The 20,392-nt window shown below is 63.3% G+C and carries 16 protein-coding genes and 5 pseudogenes; 14 read left to right on the top strand and 7 right to left on the bottom strand.

Annotated elements, in window-relative coordinates; translation table 11 throughout:
• Nucleotides 1-67: 67 nt before the first annotated feature.
• Together AAC979_RS22035 and AAC979_RS22030 are read left to right on the top strand one after the other, a co-directional pair.
• Nucleotides 68-727 (top strand): response regulator transcription factor, encoded by a 660-nt coding sequence (locus AAC979_RS22035; protein ID WP_371349127.1) that lies wholly within the window; start codon nt 68-70, stop codon nt 725-727.
• Nucleotides 724-2,088 carry an ATP-binding protein gene (locus AAC979_RS22030; RefSeq protein ID WP_371349126.1) on the top strand — a complete coding sequence of 455 codons (1,365 nt, stop codon included), beginning with the start codon at nt 724-726 and terminating at the stop codon, nt 2,086-2,088. The genes AAC979_RS22035 and AAC979_RS22030 overlap by 4 nt, the downstream gene beginning before the upstream one ends.
• 156 nt (nt 2,089-2,244) lie before the next feature.
• Here the strand turns inward: AAC979_RS22030 and AAC979_RS22025 are convergent.
• A pseudogene (locus AAC979_RS22025) lies at nt 2,245-2,556 on the bottom strand (FAD-dependent oxidoreductase); the annotation flags it as partial.
• Nucleotides 2,556-2,816 carry a hypothetical protein gene (locus AAC979_RS22020; RefSeq protein WP_371349125.1) on the bottom strand — a complete coding sequence of 87 codons (261 nt, stop codon included), beginning with the start codon at nt 2,814-2,816 and terminating at the stop codon, nt 2,556-2,558. The gene AAC979_RS22020 and the pseudogene AAC979_RS22025, both read right to left, overlap by 1 nt.
• Before the next feature lie 275 nt (nt 2,817-3,091).
• On the opposite strand from AAC979_RS22020, the gene AAC979_RS22015 reads away from it, so the two are divergent.
• From AAC979_RS22015 to AAC979_RS21975, 9 genes and pseudogenes are all read left to right on the top strand, one after another.
• Nucleotides 3,092-3,595 carry a DUF305 domain-containing protein gene (locus AAC979_RS22015; RefSeq protein ID WP_371349124.1) on the top strand — a complete coding sequence of 168 codons (504 nt, stop codon included), beginning with the start codon at nt 3,092-3,094 and terminating at the stop codon, nt 3,593-3,595.
• A gap of 343 nt (nt 3,596-3,938) precedes the next feature.
• The gene (locus AAC979_RS22010) at nt 3,939-4,100 is read left to right on the top strand and encodes a carboxymuconolactone decarboxylase family protein (RefSeq protein WP_371349253.1); all 162 of its coding nucleotides are present in this window, start codon (nt 3,939-3,941) and stop codon (nt 4,098-4,100) included.
• A 199-nt stretch (nt 4,101-4,299) separates the two neighbouring features.
• A pseudogene (locus AAC979_RS22005) lies at nt 4,300-4,557 on the top strand (hypothetical protein); the annotation flags it as partial.
• Nucleotides 4,558-4,671: 114 nt separating this feature from the next.
• Nucleotides 4,672-4,971, top strand: coding sequence for a hypothetical protein (locus tag AAC979_RS22000; protein ID WP_371349247.1), 300 nt, complete (start codon nt 4,672-4,674; stop codon nt 4,969-4,971).
• Between the two features lie 24 nt (nt 4,972-4,995).
• Complete coding sequence (locus AAC979_RS21995; protein ID WP_371349246.1) at nt 4,996-6,048, top strand: AI-2E family transporter; 1,053 nt, start codon at nt 4,996-4,998, stop codon at nt 6,046-6,048.
• A gap of 110 nt (nt 6,049-6,158) precedes the next feature.
• Nucleotides 6,159-6,854, top strand: coding sequence for a DUF1538 domain-containing protein (locus AAC979_RS21990; RefSeq protein WP_371349245.1), 696 nt, complete (start codon nt 6,159-6,161; stop codon nt 6,852-6,854).
• Between the two features lie 41 nt (nt 6,855-6,895).
• On the top strand, nt 6,896-7,579 hold the full coding sequence (locus tag AAC979_RS21985) for a DUF1538 domain-containing protein (protein ID WP_371349252.1): 684 nt from the start codon (nt 6,896-6,898) through the stop codon (nt 7,577-7,579).
• Between the two features lie 35 nt (nt 7,580-7,614).
• A complete protein-coding gene (locus AAC979_RS21980; protein WP_371349244.1) occupies nt 7,615-7,944 on the top strand; it encodes a P-II family nitrogen regulator in 330 nt (109 codons plus the stop codon).
• 87 nt (nt 7,945-8,031) lie between these two features.
• Nucleotides 8,032-9,993: pseudogene (locus AAC979_RS21975) on the top strand (cation-translocating P-type ATPase); the annotation flags it as partial.
• 27 nt (nt 9,994-10,020) lie between these two features.
• Here AAC979_RS21975 and AAC979_RS21970 read toward each other — a convergent pair.
• Nucleotides 10,021-11,132, bottom strand: a protein-coding gene (locus AAC979_RS21970; protein WP_371346076.1) for an IS3 family transposase whose coding sequence is annotated in 2 segments (ribosomal slippage) — nt 10,021-10,877 and nt 10,877-11,132 — 1,113 coding nt in all. Because the reading frame shifts where the segments join, the coding sequence is not laid out codon by codon here.
• A gap of 42 nt (nt 11,133-11,174) precedes the next feature.
• Here AAC979_RS21970 and AAC979_RS21965 point away from each other — a divergent pair.
• Nucleotides 11,175-11,987 (top strand): annotated as a pseudogene (locus tag AAC979_RS21965) (cation transporting ATPase C-terminal domain-containing protein); the annotation flags it as partial.
• A gap of 75 nt (nt 11,988-12,062) precedes the next feature.
• Here AAC979_RS21965 and AAC979_RS21960 read toward each other — a convergent pair.
• From AAC979_RS21960 to AAC979_RS21945, 4 genes and pseudogenes are all read right to left on the bottom strand, one after another.
• Nucleotides 12,063-12,443: pseudogene (locus AAC979_RS21960) on the bottom strand (Tn3 family transposase); the annotation flags it as partial.
• Nucleotides 12,444-12,602: 159 nt separating this feature from the next.
• The gene (locus AAC979_RS21955; protein WP_371349243.1) at nt 12,603-14,342 is read right to left on the bottom strand and encodes a phospholipase D-like domain-containing protein; all 1,740 of its coding nucleotides are present in this window, start codon (nt 14,340-14,342) and stop codon (nt 12,603-12,605) included.
• Nucleotides 14,339-17,770 (bottom strand): AAA domain-containing protein, encoded by a 3,432-nt coding sequence (locus AAC979_RS21950; protein WP_371349242.1) that lies wholly within the window; start codon nt 17,768-17,770, stop codon nt 14,339-14,341. Before AAC979_RS21950 ends, AAC979_RS21955 begins: the two co-directional genes overlap by 4 nt.
• A gap of 79 nt (nt 17,771-17,849) precedes the next feature.
• Nucleotides 17,850-18,854: a hypothetical protein gene (locus AAC979_RS21945; RefSeq protein ID WP_371349241.1), complete on the bottom strand. Its 1,005-nt coding sequence runs from the start codon at nt 18,852-18,854 to the stop codon at nt 17,850-17,852.
• Between the two features lie 146 nt (nt 18,855-19,000).
• Here AAC979_RS21945 and AAC979_RS21940 point away from each other — a divergent pair, with 146 nt between their 5' ends.
• Both AAC979_RS21940 and AAC979_RS21935 read left to right on the top strand, forming a co-directional pair.
• Complete coding sequence (locus tag AAC979_RS21940; RefSeq protein ID WP_371349240.1) at nt 19,001-19,741, top strand: hypothetical protein; 741 nt, start codon at nt 19,001-19,003, stop codon at nt 19,739-19,741.
• Between the two features lie 2 nt (nt 19,742-19,743).
• Nucleotides 19,744-20,325: an RES family NAD+ phosphorylase gene (locus AAC979_RS21935; RefSeq protein WP_371349239.1), complete on the top strand. Its 582-nt coding sequence runs from the start codon at nt 19,744-19,746 to the stop codon at nt 20,323-20,325.
• Nucleotides 20,326-20,392 lie beyond the last annotated feature (67 nt).

Raw genomic sequence — 20,392 nt, 5'->3', positions numbered from 1 at the left:
CGATCCGCTTCAGCGCGGCGTAAGGAAAGACCGTCAAGGAAGCAGGAGCCGCGAAAGGCGAACCACGATGCGAATCCTGCTGATAGAGGACGATGGCGTGCTGGGCGCGGCGGTGCGCGACCAGATCGTCGGCGACGGTCACTCCGCCGACTGGGTCACGCGGATCGACGCGGCCCGCGACGCCATGGCCGGCGCCGCCTATGACCTGATCCTGCTCGACCTGATGCTCCCCGACGGCCGGGGGATCGTGTTCCTGCGCGCCCTGCGCGCTGCGGGGAACGTCACGCCCGTGATCATCCTGACGGCGCTCGACCAGGTGTCGGACCGGATCGAGGGCCTGACCGCGGGGGCGGACGACTATCTGGTCAAGCCGTTCGACCTCGACGAGTTGTCGGCGCGCATCGGCTCGGTCGCCCGCCGCTATTCCGGCAATCCCAACCCGATCATCCGGCATCGCTCACTCGACATCGACATCGCCCGCCGGAGCGTGCGCCGGGACGGCAGGCTGGTGCAGCTCACGGCCCGTGAATGGGCGTTGCTGGAGGTGTTCCTGGCACGGCCGGGCCAAGTGCTCTCCAAGGCGCAGCTCGAGGAAAAGCTCTACGATTTCGATGCCGAGGTGGAGAGCAACACGATCGAGGTCCATGTCAGCCGGCTACGCAAGAAGCTCGGTGCCGACCTTATCGAGACCGAGCGCGGCCTCGGCTACCGGCTGGTCGCGGCATGAGGCGCCCTCGGAGCTTGCAGGGCCGGCTCCTGCTCTCGCTCGGGGCGGTGCTGCTCGTCATCTGGGTCGGCGCGGCCTGGACGACCGCCGTCCTGCTGCGGCACGAGATCGGCGAGGTCTTCGATTCGTCGCTGCAGGAGACGGCGCAGCGCCTGCTTCCGCTCGCCGTGATGGACATCGTCGGCCGTGAGGAGGGGGATGCCGCCAGCCAGCGGCTCGGCGCGATCCACGGTCATGACGAGCTCTTCACCTATGTGGTCCGCGACGACAAGGGCAAGGTCCTGCTCCGGTCCCATGCCGCCGACCTGTCCGTCTTCCCGCCTTACAGCGGCCCCGGATTCGGCCGGACCGCGACGCACCGCCTGTACAGCGAGGAAGCCCTGCAGGGAACGGTCCGCATCACGGTGGCGGAGCCGCTCGCCCATGAGGCCGGGGTCGCGCGGGAAATCCAGATCGGCCTCGGCCTGCCGATCCTCCTGGTCATCCCGGCCGCCTTCGCCGCCGTCATGCTCGCGGTGCGCCGGAGCATGCGGCCGCTGCGGGCGTTCCGGGAACGGCTGGAGACCCGCAGCGAGAAGGACCTCGGGCCCGTCGCCTCCGACGACCTGCCCAGCGAGGTCGCCCCGCTCGCCACCACGCTGAACGCGCTGCTCGACAGGCTCAGGGCGGCCTTCGCGGCGGAACGCAGCCTCGCCGCCAACACCGCCCATGAACTCCGGAACCCCCTCGCCGGGGCGATCGCCCAGGCCCAGCGCATCCAGAAGGAGACCGCGGAGCCTCACATCGCGCAGCGGGGAGCCGATATCGAGGCGACGCTCAAGCGGCTGACGGCGCGCGCCGAGCGCCTCATGCAGCTTGCCCGCGCGGAGGGCGGCCGGCTTCGGCTCGACCGGACGTCGGACCTGCGCGACGCCCTGCGCGTCGTGATCGACGACATGCACAGGAGCGTGCCTGAGGAAAGGCTGTCCCTGCGCGTGCCCGAGACCCCCGTGATGTCCGACATCGATCCCGACGCCGCCGGGATCGTGTGCCGCAATCTCGTCGAGAACGCCCTCGACCATGGCAGCCCGTCGTCGCCCGTCGAGGTGGCCCTCGATGCCGACGGGCTGCTGACGGTGTCGAATGACGGCCCCGTCGTCCCGCCCGAGACGCTGGCCAAACTCGCCGGCCGGTTCGAGCGCGCCGGAACCTCGGCTCGCGGCAGCGGGATCGGCCTGTCGATCGTGTCGACGATCGCCGAGCGCATAGGCAGCCCGCTGACGCTTCGCTCGCCGAGGCCCGGCAGGCAATCGGGCTTCGAAGCCAGCGTTAGCTTCGCAATCACGGATAAGGTCGAGGTGACGGCATCGATTGGGAGATAGGACGCGGCACATGCCGTGTCGCCTCAGCGACTTGCCAAACGTTGCGCCGCCGCCGCTTGGGTTTCGAGATCGATCGTGTGAGTCGGTAAAGGCTGCCTTGTTCTCAAGAACGCAGAGGATGTCATGTTCGGCCATCCATCGGCGGATCTGCGACGCCGCACATGTTCGCCTCAGCATAGGCGTCGGCCTGCTCGATCCCGATGGTCTGACGAGATGGTGATAGATGAGGCGATGCTGCGTGGTGATCTTGACAGAGGAGCGCCCGCTCACCTGCCGCCCGGCGCGGTCCTCTAGGACGATCAAAGAATGACCTTGCTCCAGGAGGCACAGAGCGGTGGTGAGTCCGACGATGCCAGCTCCGATAAACACGGTCGCGGTACGATGGTCACCCTTCAGCGGCGGATGAAGCACGGGCGCGGCGATGTCGGCAATCCAGACGCAGCCAATCTGTCCGGATGGCTTCGGCATCAGCGGCTCTCGTAAGCTCCGACGAGTTCGGTGGTAACGATCACATGAGGCCGTGCCTTGTCGAGGAGATCGGCGATACGCGCCTTCTTCCCGCAATGCAGCGTCTCGACATCGAGCGCCGAAAGGCGGAAACGATAATAGTGCAGGCCGTGCCCCTCAGGTGGCTTGAGACCATCATAGTGCGAGTTACCGAAATCATTGACCCATGATCGAGGCTCTCGGTCTTGGGGCCGGCGGCTGCGCCTTCCGGTAACAGTCACGCTCCTTGTTGATGTCCGTAGATCGCCCCATGGCGGAACACGCCTCGTGGTGCATCGCTTTCGAGCGCGAAAGCCATTGCTGGAACTCCCTGCGTTGTGGCGCCTTTTGGAGTTAGTGAAACAGGCCTATCGGCCTCTACCTAGCTGAAAAGGCCTCGTCACTGTCGTTGAGCAACGCGGGGACGCCCATGAGGGGTTCCTGCAACCCGGAAGATGTCTCGGGCGGGATGCCAAGGCGGAAGGGGCCCATTTTGAACCACTACAGGAGACAACCAATGGAGGACCACCAGCATTCAACTCAGCACGATCAGACAGATACGCGAAGCTATGTCATGCTCGCGGTCAACTTCCTGCTCGGCCTGATCGTCATGTACGTGGCGATGTTCACGATGGTCGACGGCTGGCAAGACTTCCACAATAACATCAACATGCTCTACATGGCGCTGACCATGGCGGCCCCGATGGGCATCATCATGCTCGCGACCATGAATGAGATGTATCCGCGGCGTAGTCTCAATATGGTCCTCTATCTCGGCCTCGCCGCCTTATGCGTTGCCTCCTTCGCCGCCACCCGCACTCAAGCTCTGGTCGGAGACCGGCAATTCATCGCGTCGATGATTCCACACCATTCCGGCGCGATCCTCATGTGCCGGCAGAACCACTTCACTGACCAGGAGCTCGCCCGCCTCTGCGACGGAATCATCCAATCGCAGAGGAATGAAATCGAGCAGATGAACGGGATCAGATCGCGGCTGGAAGCCGGAGCGGCGCCCCGATGAGCTTCATTCAGCAAGCTTGTCGTGCTCGATGATCATGTCGATGATGAGCCCTGCGAGTCCTAGGTGACGATGAGCCCGCCAAGTTGCTTCGCCGAGAGGTGTTCGCCGCTCATAATGTGTCAGCGGACCAACTGCCGGGCCGTGAGGTCGACTATCTCAAGCAGAACCTCGAAGGCGAAGCTGCCCGCGTCAAGACCGTCGACGGCGTGCTTGGCAATGCTCCCCCCCGGGCTCAAGGAGTTCGCCACCGCTCCTCTTTTTGCCGAAGTCTGGCTCCGCCCCGGTCTGAAGCCGCGTGATCGAAGCCTTGTGACCATCACCTCACTGATCGCTCTAGGGCAAGATCGGGCAGCTAGCGGGACACCTCAACCGGGCGCTCAGCAATGGACTCACCGCTGAAGAAGCTGGCGAAGTGGTAGCCCACCTCGCGTTCCACACGGGTTGGCCAACGGCCTTCTCAGCTGGTCCGGTCGTTCGAGAGGTCCTCGAAAAGCGCAGCAAATAGCACGTGATACCGGTAGTTGCCCGTAGCCTTCCGAGGCTGGCGGGCAACTTGCCCAACCGACGCCCACACCGTCGTGCTGACGATCGGCGATCGACATCTTCGAGCGCTACTTCGGCGACGTGCTCGACCGGCTGTTCGGCGCTATCGACGATCCGGAAAAGGACTTGAAATTCTTATCAACGAATGATGAGGAAAAGCCATGAGCGAGGATCGTGATCCGAGCCTCGACATGCTTCTGGACCTCGACGGCCAAGTGCTTGTCGTTTATCCCGAGGACGGCCATTGGGTGAAGTTCGTCGTCACCCGCGTTCCGGCTTCGCCGGAAAAGCCGCACGGCCTCGATTACTCACGCTTCACGGGCCTTTGGGCGAACGGCTGGTCGGCTTCGACAACGCCCATCCGGTCGGCCGGGGCAGACGCGGCGAGCCGATGGCACCGCCTCCAGACCGTGAAGCCTGCCGGGCCGGCTCGTCCATGAGATCGTCGGATGGCTCTACCGGGAGGACCGGTTCCATCGTGGGGTCCTGACCATTGGCAGGAAGACGATCGGCCCCGCAACCTCCGCCTGCCCATGCTCGCGCTCATCAATGCGGCGGACGAGATCGGCCCGCGCGCCTCGGTCGAGCCGGTCTTCCGCAACATGGACGGCGATAACCGCATCATTGAGCATTCGGCGGAGTTCGGGGTCGGCCTGCAGCATCTGGCTATCCTTGCCGGCCGCCAGGCGCATGCCGAGACCTGGCCGGAGATCGCCGGTTGCGCCGCGGGAGGTTCCTTGCGATCGCCCGTCCGCCCCGTCCGGATTGGCGCCAACCGATCGACAAGCATCCTCATGGTGCTCTATGTCACGGGGTGCCCGATGGGAGCCTGAAACCGCGGACGGGAGCATTGCCTGGTGCCCAAGGCGACGATCCAGGGGCTTAGCTTTGTCGTCCTCGTCGTCGCGGTGACGACGGCCTTCCTGTGGCTTCTTCTTCCCTATTACGGCGCCATTCTCTGGGCCGTCATCCTGGCGATCCTGTTCGATCCGCTGCACAGGAACCTCGAGGCCCGGCTGGGCGGACATCGCAATCTTGCGGCAGCGCTCAGCGTCCTGGCCTGCATCTGCATAGTCGTCATTCCCGGTGCGGCGATCCTGGCCTCTCTGGCCCAGGAGGCGGCCAGCCTTTATAACCGGATCAACACGCGGGAATTCGATCTCGCGACCTTGCTCGGGCAGATCCAGGGCGCGCTTCCGCCCTTCGTCGAGAAAGCGCTCGCCACGCTGAACCTAGGCGACTTCGTCGAAATCCGGACCAGGCTGACGTCCTTCCTGATGCAGGCAAGCCAAGAAGTCGCCACGCGCGCCCTCAGCATCGGCCAGAACACGGCGCAGTTCTTCGTCAGCCTCGGTGTGATGCTGTACCTGCTGTTCTTCTTGTTTCGCGACGGCAGGCTATTGGCGAGCCTGATCCGGAAGGCGAGCCCGCTCAGCGGTCGCCATACCGATCATATCCTTGGAAAATTCTCGTCTGTCGTTGCCGCGACGGTCAAGGGCAACATCATCATAGCGGCGATCCAGGGCGGGATCGGCGGCATTGCATTCTGGATGCTCGGCATTCAGGCGGCGCTCCTGTGGGGCGTGCTCATGGCGTTTCTGTCGCTTCTTCCTGCGATCGGCGCGGCGCTCGTATGGGTCCCGGTGGCCGTCTATTTCCTGCTCGCGGCCGACTATTTCAGGGGGTTCGTGCTTTTTGCGGTCGGGGTGCTGGTCATCAGCACGGTCGACAATCTGCTGCGTCCGCCCCTGGTCGGCCGGGGAACACGCCTGCCGGACTATGTCGTCCTCATATCGACGGTGGGCGGCCTCTCGGTGATCGGCATGAACGGCTTCGTCATCGGCCCACTGATTGCCGCGCTGTTCATCGCCATTTGGTCGCTGTTCTCCGAGGAGCAACTGCACTCCTGAATCGACCTTCACGCCATGAGATTGGAAGCCGCGAGGCCCATCGCCTCGGTCACGTCGGCTTCCGGCATGATGCGGGAAGGCCTTCGATCCATGCTATGGTGTGATCGATCATGCTGACCGTGCTGAAAGACAGGCTCATTGACGTGCTCAAGGCCGTCGCGCCGCTCGTCGGGCTCGTCTGCGTGCTGCAGGTCACGATCGTTCACGCCCCGCTCGACCTGTTCCTCCAGTTTCTCGCCGGCTCGATCCTCGCGGTCTTCGGCATGCTGCTGCTCTTTGTCGGCGTCGACCTCGGCGTCCTGCCGATGGGACGCTTCATCGGCGCCGAACTGCCGAAGAAGGGGTCGATCACGCTGATCGTCGCCGTGAGCTTCGCCCTCGGTTTCGCGACGACGGTCGCCGAACCCGACGTGCTGGTTCTGGCCTCGCAGGTCGACGCGGTTTCCGGGCGCGCGATTGCCGGGTCGGCAATCCTGTACCTCATCGCGGTCGGGGTCGCCGGCTTCGCCGCCATGGCCATGGGCCGCATCATTCTGGGGTGGTCCCTGCGGCTCATGCTGACCGTCGCCTACGGCCTGGTCGTCGCCTTATCCTTCCTCGCGCCGGGGGAGATCGTGCCATTGGCGTTCGATGCCGGCAGCGTGACGACGGGGGTCCTCTCCGGGCCCGTCGTGATTGCTCTCGCCATCGGGTTGAGCTCGGTGCTGGCGGGACGCTCGGCGGTGTCCGACGGTTTCGGGCTTCTCGGATTCGCCTCCGTCGGTCCGATCATCGCTGTGCTGCTGGTCGGGATGTGGCTGTGGTGAGCGGAGCATGGGCCGCAGAGATCAAGGCGACCGCCTTGAGCGTGACGATCGCCATTGTGCCGCTCGTCCTGCTCTTCCTGCTCGTTCAGGTCTTCCTGCTCAAATTGCCGCAGCGGCAGGTCGCCGATATCCTCAAGGGAACAGCGATCGCGGCAGGGGGGCTTTTCCTGTTCCTGCTCGGCATCGGCATCGGTTTCCTGCCCTTCGGCCGGGCTGTGGGTGCGGCTCTCGGCGCATTGGACCGGACCTGGCTGTTCGTGCTCGGCGGGCTTCTGCTCGGGCTGTTCACGGCATGGGGGGAGCCCGCGGTGCGCATTCTCGCCGATCAGGTGGAGCAGGCCTCGAGCGGCTCCATTCCCGGATCGCTGGTCCTGTGGGCGATCTGCGTCGGCGTCGCTCTCTGGGTCGGTCTGGGCATGCTCAGAATTGCCTACGGGATTCCGTTGTTGTATCTGCTCGTGCCGGGCTATCTGCTGGCCATCGGCCTGATGTGGCTCAGCGACGGGGATTTCGTCGCGATTGCCGTGGATGCCGGCGGCGTCGCGACCGGGCCGCTGGCCAACAGCTTCCTCCTGGCTCTGGCGCTGGGCGCCTCTGCGTCGATGGGGGATCAGGATCCCATCGTCCATGGCTTCGGCTTCGTCGCGCTGATCGCCCTGGCGCCGATCATATCCGTCATGGTGCTCGGGCTCTTCGTCCGGCTGAAGACCCGCACCCAGGAGTGACCCCGATGCAAGCAGCCCCCACGCAAGCAGCCCCGATGCAGAGCCCGTGCCTGATCGTCACTATCGTGCGCAAAGGCTGGGGCGACACGGTCCTGAAGGCCACGATGGACGCGGGTGCCCATGGCGGCACGGTCCTGTTCGGACGCGGCATCGGGCGCAATGAGCAGCAGCATGTCTTCGGTATCCAGATCGAGCCGGAAAAGGAAATCGTCCTGACCGTCGTGCCCGCGGATCTGAAGGAGGCGATGCTCGAGGAAATCGTGCGTGCGGCGGAACTGACCATGCCTGGCAACGGCCTCGCCTTCGTCGTCCCGGTCGATAAAGTGGCCGGCATCGTGCATCTGGTCGAGGAACGCCCCTCGTGATCCAAGCCGGGTGGCCGGCCGGGAATCGATGGCCGCATCGGTAGAACTCTGGTATTGCAATCCGTCGCGGACGCGTATCGTTGTGGCATGTCCGCGACATCCCCCGCCCCGCTCGTCGATGAGCCCTACCGGCAGAGCGCCGACGAGATCATCGCCCTCCTGAAGACGCAGCGCCAGTCCGGCCTCAGCCGGGCGGAGGCGGCGCGGCGCCTGGCGTATTATGGCCGCAACGAGCTCGATGCGGTGCCGCCGCGTCCGCAATGGCTGAAGTTCCTCGACCAGTTCACCGACGTGCTAGTGCTCCTGCTGCTCGTCGCGGCGATGGTTTCCGCCGCGATCTGGCTGCAGGAGCGCGACACGGCGCTCCCCTACGAGGCCCTGGCGATCTTCGCCATCGTGATCCTCAACGCCCTGATGGGCTACATTCAGGAAGCCCGGGCGGAGCAGGCTGCGGCGGCGCTGCGGCAAATGTCCGCCACACATTCGAGCGTCATCCGCGACGGCGACAGGCGGAGCATCCCGGCGGCCGAGCTCGTGCCCGGCGACATCGTCCTCATTGCGGAAGGCGATACCATCCCCGCCGATGCGCGGCTGATCGAATCGACCTCCCTGCAGACGGTGGAAGCCGCGCTCACCGGCGAGAGCCTGCCGGTTTCAAAGGACATCGCCGTGCTCTCCGGCACGCCCGAGCTCGGCGACCAGCACAATATGGTCTTCAGCGGAACCGCGGCGGTCTATGGCCATGGCAGCGCCGTCGTGACCGCGACCGGGATGCGGACCGCCGTGGGGCGCATCGCCGGCATGCTGGAAAAGGCGCCGGACGAGATCACGCCGCTGCAGCGGGAACTCGATCGGGTCGGCAAGGCGCTGGCGGTCACCGTCGTTCTCATCGCCCTCGCGATGATCGGCACGATCTTCCTCGTCAGCGATATTCACGGCTTCTCCGAGATATTCGACGTGCTGATCCTCGGCGTCGCACTGGCCGTCGCCGCGGTGCCGGAGGGACTGCCGGCGGTGGTCACCGCCGTGCTGTCGCTCGGCATGCAGCGCATGGCGAAGAACAAGGCCATCATCCGCCGGCTGGCGGCGGTGGAGACGCTCGGCTCGGCAACGGTCATCGCCTCCGACAAGACCGGCACGCTGACCCGAAACGAGATGACGGTGCGCCGGGTCGTGACGGCGAGCGGCAGCGCAAATCTGTCGGGGACCGGATATGCGCCGCACGGCGACATGGAACTCGTCGGACCGCCATCGCCCGACGAGGCGTTGCAGTCCGAGCTTACGCGCGCGCTGACGGCCGCCGAGCGGGCCAATAACGCGGTGCTGCAGGAGCGCGACGGCAACTGGTCCGTCCAGGGGGACCCGACGGAGGGCGCCCTGATCGTTGCGGCCCGCAAGGCCGGCCTGCTGCCGCAGGCCCTCGATGCGCGCTTCGCGAGGGTTGGCGAGGTGCCGTTTTCCTCCGAACGCAAGCTGATGAGCACCGTCCACACGGATGCCGAGCAGCCCGAGCGTCTGATCGCGGTGACCAAGGGGGCGCCGGATGTCCTGCTCGCGCGCTGCACCCATGAGCTTGTCGGCCGTGACGCCGTCGCGCTCACCGAGGCGCGCAGGGCCGAGATCATGGCGAGCAATGACGCGCTCGCCCATGAGGCGCTGAGGACGCTCGGCGTCGCCTTCCGCTCGCTGCCGGCCGAGCACGCGGACCATGGCGCCTTCGCGGAGGATGTGGAGCACGATCTCGTCTTTCTGGGCCTGATCGGACTGATCGATCCGCCGCGCCGGGAAGCGCGCGAGGCCGTGGCCCGGGCACAGTCGGCGGGCATCCGGTGCCTCATGATCACCGGTGATCATCCGGTGACCGCGGCGATCATCGCCGCCGAGCTCGGCATCACCTCCGATGGCCGCGCCGTCACCGGTGCGGAGCTCGCGGCCATGACCGAGGCGGAACTGGACCGGACCGTCCGGGAGGTCCGGGTCTATGCCCGTGTCAATCCCGAGCACAAGCTGCGGATCGTCAAAGCGTTGCAGCGCGCGGGAGAGACGGTGGTGACGTTGCCCCCTGAATGCCCTCGTTCATAACCAGAATCCGTTCTGGTTGTGGTCCTGCCTGGACCGGGCTGCGAACTCGTTTGGGGTAAGGCCGCCGAGGCTCGTGTGAGGCCGGTGGCCGTTGTAGTCGATCCGCCAAGCTTCGATGATCCGACGTGCCATCGGCAAGCCCTGGAACAGGTGCTCGTTCAGACATTCGTCGCGGAAGCGGCCGTTCAGGCTCTCGACGAAGGCGTTCTGAACCGGCTTGCCGGGAGCGATGTAGTGCCACTCGACACCTGTGTCCTGCTGCCAACGCAGGACCGCGTGCGAGGTCAGTTCGGTGCCGTTGTCGCTGACGACCATGAGCGGCTTGCCACGACGTTGGATGATGGCGTCCAGCTCCCGTACGACCCGGTGGCTCGACAGCGACGTGTCGGCCACGAGCGCCAGGCACTCCCGGGTGAAGTCGTCGACGATCACCAGCACGCGGAACCGGCGTCCGTCCGCGAGCACATCGGAGACGAAGTCCAGGCTCCATCGCTGGTTGGGTGCCTGCGGCAAGGTCATCGGCGCTCGCGTGCCAAGCGCTCGCTTGCGTCCGCCGCGACGGCGCACCGACAGCCGCTCCTCGCGGTAGAGCCTGAAGAGCTTCTTGTGGTTGATCTCCTTGCCCTCTCGCCGAAGCAGGATCAGCAGACGCCGATAGCCGAACCGCCGACGCAAGCTCGCCAGCTCACGAAGGCGCTGGCGGAGCGCGGTATCGTCGCCTCGCGTCGAGGCGTAGCGATAGGTCTTCGGCTCGATGCCGATGAGGCCGCACGCACGCCGCTGCGAGTAGCCCTTCTCCTCGATCGCCCAGGTCACGACCTTCCTCCGGGAACTGGGCGTCAGAAGTTTTTTCCAAGAGCCTCGCGGAGAGTGGCTACGTCGAGCATCGACTCGGCCAGAAGCTTCTTCAGCTTCCGGTTTTCCTCCTCGAGCGCCTTAAGGTTGCGGGCGTCGGACACCTCCATCCCGCCGTACTTCGTGCGCCACGTGTAGAAGGTCGCGTCGCTGATCCCGTGCTTCCGGCAGAGGTCCACGACCGGGATTCCGGCCTGGTGCTCCTTCAGGATCCCGATGATCTGTTCCTCGCTGAACCGGCTCTTGCGCATCGTCCGTCTCCTCTCGACGGATCCTAGCTTCTGAGCGGGGTCATTTCAGGGGGCAACGTCACCAAGGAAGCGGCCGACATGGTGCTGGCGGACGACAATTTCGCCACCATCGTCGCCGCCGTCGAAGAGGGGCGGGCGATCTTCTCCAATATCAGGAAGTTCCTGCGCTACCTCCTGTCGTCGAACATCGGCGAGGTCATGACCATGTTCTTCGGCATCCTCCTCGCCGACGTGATCGGCCTGGCCGGCACCGCGACCGGCGGCGTCGCGCTTCCGCTCCTGGCCACGCAGATCCTCTGGATCAACCTCGTCACCGACGGGGCGCCGGCGCTGGCGATCGGCATCGATCCCGCCGACGCGGACGTGATGCGCCGACCGCCCCGCCCGCAAGGAGAAGGCGTGATCACGGTGCGGATGTGGGCTGGCATTTTCCTGGTCGGCGCGATCATGGCGGCCGGTACGCTGTTCGTGCTCGACGCCGCGCTGCCCGGGGGAATGATCGAAGGCTCGGGCACTCTCGCCTATGGCCAGACCATGGCCTTCACGACGCTCGTGATGTTCCAGCTCTTCAACGTCTTCAATGCCCGCTCCGACGATCGCAGCGCATTCCATGGCCTCTTCACCAATCGCTGGCTCTGGAGCGCGGTCATGCTTTCGCTGGTGCTGCACGCTTTCGTGGTCTACACGCCGTTCCTGCAGGAGGCGTTCTCGACCGTCAGCCTGGGCGCCGGAGACTGGCTGTTGTGTGTGGCGGTCTCAAGTTCGGTGTTGTGGCTGCGCGAATTGAGCAAAATCGCAATGCGTGGGATCTCTGGGGATGCGATATCCGCCGGCGTCTCCGGACGACGGGCATGATCGTCCTATGTATCCTGGTTGATGCGAGACAGCTCCAGGGCGGCTTCGTTCGGGCCGCCCGATCGATTGAGGACGCGCGATGCAGGGCACCAAACCAAGGGTGCGCGGATCGTCGGGCATGCTCCCGTCTTCAAGACGAACACCCTCGAGCCTTCCCGACCGTGCCCTGTGCGCCAGGTGCTTCAGGTTGCAGTCGAGCATCTGACGCGCTTCGGTGAGCCAAGCCAAGCCATCGCCCTGAACGCCCAGTCCAAGGCGCTCCTCATCCTTCATGGTGGTGAATGTTGACCGCGGCATGAGATGCTCATCGATCGGACGGAAGGATCGGTTGCCATCGACCCAAATGTCTGCAGATCGCAGCCGGTCTCGCAAGGCCGCGAGCGTCGCAATCTCGTAGAGACGGCGATCAGGCCTTCCTCGTTCGAAGATGAGCCGACGATCAGCTTGGCTGAGGTGGAGGGAATCGAACCTGTGGTCCGCCCAGAAGCGGACATTGGCGAGATGTCCAAAACCGGACACCGGCGACTCAGTTACGCGGCGTTGGGCTCCATTCAAATTCGGAGGAAGATCAGGGTCGCAGGTCAAGGACAGTCCGGGATTTGCCCCGGGGCCGTATCATCCGAGTTCGGCATCAAGCTTTTTTAGCAACGAAGTCGCCAGCCCGGGGCCCTCCAAATGCAAGCCAATTTCGTCCAGCGGATTGTCATCGAGCCCCGATTGCGACCCCCAGTTTAAACTGCTGACGACGACGTGATCGCTGTCCCAGGCCAGAAACTTCGCGTGCAATTGCGGCTCTGGCACACCGATAATGTCTACTATCCCATGAAGCCGTTCACGATGCTTCGTCACATGACCGCGCTTCACCGGGCCAGAACGGCGCGAATAATAGACGCGGACATCACTGAGTCTCCGGCCCGCGACCTCAGCCGGATCGAACAGCGCGGGCACCATGTTCGCGCCGACCTTGTTCGTGCAGCAAATGAAGCGCTGTTGTGCTTCATGGGCCGCGAGGCGGAGCAGACGCTCGTGATCGGCGGCAGGCAGGATTGTTAGGGTAGCGGCTGGAGCCTGCGCGTCTTCGGAGATCGACAGCATATTGCGCGAACGGCGCAATTCAGAGGCCATGAACTGCAGCGTTTCCACAGACCGACTGGCGCTGGAAAGTTTGGAAACAATCTCTCGCAGCAGATCGAGGCCTTCGGCGACCGCATTAGTCTCCGTAAGCTCGGCCGAGACTTCAACGGCCGAGAACGGGGAATGGAGCCAGTTGCACGATCCCATCAACACGACAGCGCCGTCGTGACCGTCGTCGGCCACAAGGAACTTCGCATGGCTGTCGACGGGATCCCTCTGGACCAGCAGATACCCCCTCGTTTGTCTCGCCACCGACAAACGGAGATATAGTTCCTGCATGGCCGCCGCGTGCTTGGCACGATCGAGCGACGTGCCGAAGAAAAGATGGCATTTGACGCCACGCCTGCACGCATCTTCCAAGGCTCGCACGATGCGTTCCCGACGGTCCCTGCCCTTCTCGTCCGATTGCGAGGCAACGAAAGTCGACAACACGAAGATGTTCGACTTGGCGGCCCCGACGATCTGCTCGAAGCGTTGCAAGTGCTTATCGGCGCCGACGATGAGCTGATCGGCGCTGAAGCGAGTCGCGATGGACGCAGGGCGCTCTGGGGATGCTGTCGCGGTTTGCGGCAAAACGCCGGTCTCGATCGTAGCCTTGAGAGCATCAACGAGCCGCTCGCTCGCGCCTGGAGGAAACACGCCAGCTCCAATCTCATCGAGGTCCAGGACGAGAAATCGCGCCTCGAGGAAGGAGCTGGTGGCTTGGACGCCGCGCAGCCACTCGCCCGACCGGAGCATGCCAACCATGAATTCGTTCACCCGCTGCATCATCGAGTAGTGAGTTTCAGGCGGATCGCCGTCTGGAAACCTGATGATTGCGCCCGTGGCGGGGAGCTTCGTCATGGGGATCGTGTCGACGTCTTTGGTTCGGAAGACAGACAACCCGACCTTCTCGTAGACGACGCTGATGCCGATTTCGCGATCAGCCGTTCGTTCCGGAAGCGCCCGACCTGAGCGTATGAAATCCTGGCCGATGCCACTCGTGGTCAAAACTGGTTGCGGCGACAGCCGCACTTCCACAAGCCCGAACTGCATGAGCCGCGCCACGGTCGAACCGACCACCTGCCGGGGAATCTTCAACGTTTCGGATACGTCGTGGATGGTTCCCGGGCTCCGATCCAGCGAGAGCAGGATCATTTCCTCGACTGGGCTCCAGCCCCACGTCCGCTGAACGATGCCTGGCGCCCGATAATGCCACGCCGGGATATAGATATTCTTCACGGGCACAGCCTCCCCTGTTCATCGACAGGGACGATCGAGACCGCTTTGCCGACGGTCGGAAGGTCGACCTCGCACGAGCGAACCATTTCGTCGAGCATGGTCCGCAGAAAGCCGAGCTCGTCGTTTACGGCGTCAGGATCGATACCCTCCACCGCGTTGCGGATGAACTGGCGGCTGGTTGCCAGGACGAGCTTATGCTTGGCACGACTGAGCAGCACGTTCAGGCGCTGAGGGTTCTTGATAAAGCCAAGAGCTCTCGAGCCGACGAGAACATTGTTGCGCACAAGGCTGGCTGCGACGAGGTCGGCCTCCCCGCCTTGGAAGCTGTCGCTGGTGTATACGAACTTCCCATCGCCCCGCGGGCTCGCGAAGCCGAACAGCGTGCCCGCAGATAGATCGACCTGAGGCTGGACCAGTCGCTCGAGGTGATGGGCCTGTGCCAGATACGGGGACAGGATCACGAGCGTCGGCACCCGCTCGCCCTTCTGGATCACAGGTCGCATCTTCTTGACGGCGGCCAGTAATGCCGTCGCCTCGACCTCATTGCGGATTGAACGCCTCACAGGCTGTTCGAATGTCCGTCGCTTGACCATGCTTAATGAGGGCACGTCTAGAATGACGACCGGAGAAGCGGGGAATCCGTCGGTGCACTCCACGGCCTGCAGGCGTGTTTTCACCCGGACCGAGGACAGCAACTGGCGTTTGTAGAACGTGTTGGAAACCAGCTCGCATATGGCCGGATGCATGCGGCTTTGCTCGCGCAGCGTGGTGGCGATCGAGCTGGGTTTGCCGGTGTCCGAGGTTCTCGTCTCTTCCCGTTCGGCAATCGATCTGAACGGCTCTTCGAGGCGGGACGCGATGGCGAGGACGTCGCGCAGAAGAAACTCGTCCGCCTTCAAAGCATCGAGGGCGACGTCTACTTCTCCCGGCAAGTCGGGGATCGCGGCCAGCTTTTCCTTCGCATCGCGCAGGAGTTCGCCCGCTCGGCTGACATCGTAGAACTTCCGACGATCGGACGCATCGAAGGGAGATAGTTGATTGTGATCACCGATCATGACGCGCCGGTTTCCAAGGAGCAGTGCTCCGATCAGCTCTGCACCGTTGGCCCGCGCCGCTTCCTCGATGAAAACCCAATCGAACTGCTCGCCATCCGCGATCATCTCCTCCAATACATGCGAAGAGGTAGTCGCCAGCGTCACATCCGATGAACGCAACATCAGGTTGTCGGTGTCACGTAGGGTACGATCGGCGATCGACTGTTCGGAGGTATCGACAGGTTTGAGTGCCTGGACGATCTGATGGAGCTGATTGGCCATGACCGTCGCGCTCGCGGGATCCGGCTTCGCCACCGAGCGCAGCAGAGACGTCGAGCTCCGCCTCAGCGTGCTCTCTTTCTCGCTGGAGCGGGATCGCTCGACGCGAACGACAATGGTCGCGTTTGCAGGGAGAAACTTGCGAAGCTCCTCCTCCATGTGCACAAGTGTCTCATGGTTCTGAGACGACACGAGGATACGAGCATCGGGCGTTTCCTGTAGAATGCTCTTGACGAGGTGCGAGATCAAAAACGTCTTGCCGACGCCCGGCGGTCCGACAACGACATTGATGGACCGGCCGGCGACGATCGCCTCCCAAGCCTGGATCTTGGATTGCTCAAGGTCAGCATCGGCTGGCGGCGGGCCCGGGGCGGCGATGTCGCGCAACACCTCATCCATGGCGACCTGCGCCGGGTCGTCCAATGCCCTCAGAAGCTCCAAATTCGATCTCGCGGCCATGATATTCTGGAGCCGCCGCCGGATGGCTCGTTCGGTGCCGGTGTCTCTGCGGGGGCGCAAGAACAGCCTTTGCCCAACGGGGATCGACAGATTGGTCCCGAACGCGAACGCTACTTTCCCACCAATCAAGCCGCTACCTTCGTAGCTGAGCTCGGGCGCGCGCTCGCGACCCATCGCGAGGCGTGCGGACTGCGACAGCGTCCAATTCGCCTTTCCGTCGTCGTGTTTCAGCTCTCGCCTGAGGGTCTCGGCTGCCTTGCGCAGACCCATCGTTTCGCGCCGTGCATCGCGCTCCTCGTCATCACAGGGCGCCAACCAGACGACATTCGCCTCTGCTTTGACCGGCGAAAGTACATCGACGGGATAGAGGCGAAATTGCTCCCTCAAGAGGGTGAAGGCTTCCAAAAGGATGAGAGCGAACCATACGGGAACGTCGACCGTGCCGGCGGCCAATCGAACGGGTTCGAGCAGGTCGCGCCATCTTTTGGCACCTGGTCCGAGATTCTGCACGCGCTCTTCAGCGCTGGCTCGATTTCGGGAAAGATGTAGCCGATGAACGATATCGATGGCACCGTGCATCCATTCATTCGAGCGACGCTGGTGCGCGCCTTCGATCATCCCGACAGCGTCACTCATGATCCGCACGTTGTAGATCGCGAGGTCTGTCATGAGGCGCACGGTGTCCTGTCCGGCGGGGACCAGGCGAACACCTGCCGAAAGCAGATCGTCAGCGACAAACTGCATGATCGCGTCGCTGTCGGTTGCGGGAATGGCTCCCGACGCAAGAGCCGGCAGATCGCTCTGTAGGACGCTTCTCGATGGATAGAGGACGAGTTCGCCGTCCGAACTCGAGCCGACCCGGTCGAGTTCAGCGATGACGTTTTGCAGTTCTTCGAGAACAACAGCGCCATCGAAGAGCTGAAATTGCGGTGGGCTGGCCAGCCTCTCCAGGACTCGGCGTTCGACGGAGAGAAGTTGCGGCGGAGCGTCCCCCTCAATACCAAGAAGCTCTCTCGCAACGGCGGCAAGATCGATCCAGTCCTGACGGAACGATATCGTGGCGGAAGGCCGAAACAGATGCCCGGATGCTTCGAGATCGCCATCCGAGATGTGCACGCACGCCTCAACACCGCCGAGCCGATAATCGGCACTCTCTTCTCTGTGCGAGAATATCGAGTGGATGCCGACTCCACCGTGCACAATGCCCGCGTCGTGACAGAGCGTGAGCGCTTCCGCGATGCGGACGATGTTCCGCCAAAAGACACCGCGACTCGCGCTCGTCAGATAGCGCCCCTCCCTCGCCCTGCGTCGGTACGTCGATGCAGAGACTGGGCTTCCGGGATCAACCATAACGATCGCGAGTTCGTGCTGGTCTTCCGCGATCTCGAGTACCTCGACCAGAACGTCTCGGGCGCGACGTGACGACAGCACACGTCGTATCCGCCTCAATCCGCGGGTGACGATTGCCCGCAGATCCTCATCCAGCGCTGTGTCTGTTTTCTTGAAGAGGCGCAGGAGGTACGACTCACCATCCGCGGCACCTGTTGCTGTGCGCAGATGAGAGTCCCAACCTCCGGGCAGCCGACCAAAAGAATCTTCGGCAAATTTGAAACGCGATTCTAGCGGCGAGTTACTCTTCTTTTTCGCGACGGCCATCTGGTTCGAATCCGTGAATACTTCCGACTTTAGCAGATTCGTCGGCTGATCATCGTCCGGGCTGACAACAAGCTGGGGATCAAGTCAGAATACGTTCGTTGAGCTCCGCATAGGGTGGGGCCGCTTCTGGCACACGTTGCGCCGCATAAAGGCGCGCGACGCCATCGGACAACGTCTCGACTTGGCTCTCGAAGAGATGCGGCATGATATCGGTCAGCCTCGGAAGCTCAGAGATGCGATGCCGCTGTAGGTAGGCAACTGCTCTTTCTCGCGCCGCGCCGGTGGCCCATGTGGCGCTCCCCGGACTGAGGAAATGCGCTTCGTCGACAATGCCCGTGATCCAGAGCCAAGGCGCCAAACGCTCTGCTCTTTCGTTCGAAACACGCCACATCGGCAGGTAGTCCCGAGAGAAGACGACTTCGGATCCGTCGTTCAGCGTCCACACCCCATAGGGCAACCAGATGCGCGAGGGCACGAAGTCGGGGAGCGGGGAGCGCGGCGTGATCACCTCGAAGTCCGCACGCTCACCAAATCCAGTATCGAAGAGCAGATAGGTTGGGCGGCCGGGATAGCGCAGATAGGCCGGCGTCTTGGTACCATATGCCATGTCTCTCACGATGGTTCCGGACTTGCCACGGCCAGGGGGGCCGAACAGTCGCCTTCTCCAAATGGACGCACGCAAAGCCATCTGATCGTCAATGGACCAGGGCGTCGCTCGAAGCAGCCGCGCTTTCGACACCGCATGTTGGACGTCGGATTCGAGAAGTACGAGGGCGTCCGCCAGCTTGAAAATGACACGCAACACATCGTCGAGACCGATGTCTTGCTCGGCAGCGGAATTGTCTGGTCGGGCAAAGGTCGACAGCTCGTGCCAGTCCCGGTAGCCGAGCGCCGAAGCGAGCGTCTCGTGCACAGTTGCGAGTTTCAGCTCGGAACCGGCGCGTGCCAGGTATTTCGCGGCCTGTTTCGGCCGAGTCAGATCGGAAAAATAAGCACGCATCGAACCACTCCGGCGGTGCTTGTAGCGGCGTGTCCACTTGGCCCGCGCACCTTCAAGAGAGGTTGATGCGAAGCGATTGTTCATTCCTGCCCAAAGGCTTCGCCAGTGTGGACGGCATGGCCGGATCAGCCAGCTTTCAGCTTAAGCGATTCGAACTGCTCGGCAAGCCGGAGAGGTGACGCGTCAAGGCGATCGAACAATCTGGACAATTCGGACGTTTAGGGCTATCTATGCATGAACCGATGGAGGCGATGATGGTCGCAACAGCTCGTAAGCCCGGAGCCGACCTGCACCTCAATGTGAGCCGTGCAGCGGCTGCCGATATTCTCGATGTGTTGGCCCGCCACAACCCGGGGGTTTCAAGGTCTGCCCTGAAGGGCAGGACCAAGGTCGTTGCCGCAATAGCGGCGGCGGCCGCGCGACTTTCCGAGGAACAACAGAGACTTATCCTGGCACATGAGAGCGTGCTCAGGAAAACGATAGAATCTGTGGTCGCCGACCTTGCCGCTGAAAGCTCTGATGAGCTTCTCAAGGTTGAAACGGACAAGCCCGTGGAGATCAGCCAAGGTGAAGGCATGGGCGATCTGCTGGAAATGTCGGAGGGCAATCGACGACTCGCGGCGATCGCGGAGCCAGCTCGTCTCGAAGACTGGGCGGGCCCGGTGGCGGGGCCAAGCGAGATCGAACGCAAATTCGGCACACGGCGATCCACGCTTCACGAATGGCAGAAGCGTGGGGCGGTCATCGGCCTGCTCAAAGGTGAACGCAAGCATGTTTTCCCTCTTGCGCAATTCGTCGATGGCCGACCTCTCGAAGGCATGTCCGCGGTCGTGCGTTTGATCGGTAATCAGCGTGCGGCCTGGCAGTGGCTCATTCAGGCGAAGCCGAGCATCGGAGGAGCTCCGCTCGAGCGTCTCAAAAAGGGACACATCTCTCAGGTCGTCGAAGCGGCCGAACGCGATTTTGGCTGACCGTGAAGTTGGATCCCAAAGTCGTCGCGGAACTCGCCATTCCGTTTCGTCCGTCCTCATATCTGCGCGTCTTGCCGAAGGTTCACGCCGCGACGCCTCTCGGCATGGGCTTTGGGCAGACCCGCTTTTCCGCGCCCGACAACACGTTCAGGCTCGTCTATATTGCACGCGATATCACGACCGCGATTGCCGAGACGATCATTCGGGATCGGTTTGAAGGGCGAGCCAAGCGAGTTCTCGACATCACCGAGGTGGACGCCTGGGCCTTCTCGGAGGTGTCCGCGACCAATCCCCTGACAGTACTCGACCTCCGTACGACCGGACTGCTGAAACTGGGCGTATCGACCAATGCAGCACGAGCAAAAAGCCATGCGACAGGCAGACGGCTGAGCAAAGCGCTCTACGATCGTTTCGCGATCGACGGTATTCTCTACACGTCGAGGCTGACGTCAGCCGAATGTGTCGCCGTGTATGATCGGGCCGTCCCGGCCAAGCTGACTTCGACGCCGGCTGCAGATTTAGTGCGCAATCCCTACCTGATTGACGCCCTGCGATCCCTCAATGTGACCGTACGGAGCGCCTAGTGCGGGCAGAGGGTCTGGCAATGCCAAAAAACCAAGTAGTTCCAGACTGTCGCCGATGCGTTGCGTT

Origin of the sequence: Ancylobacter sp. IITR112 (assembly GCF_041415945.1) — a bacterium.
GTDB lineage: Bacteria > Pseudomonadota > Alphaproteobacteria > Rhizobiales > Xanthobacteraceae > Ancylobacter.
This window is presented reverse-complemented; position numbering and strand designations above follow the sequence as displayed.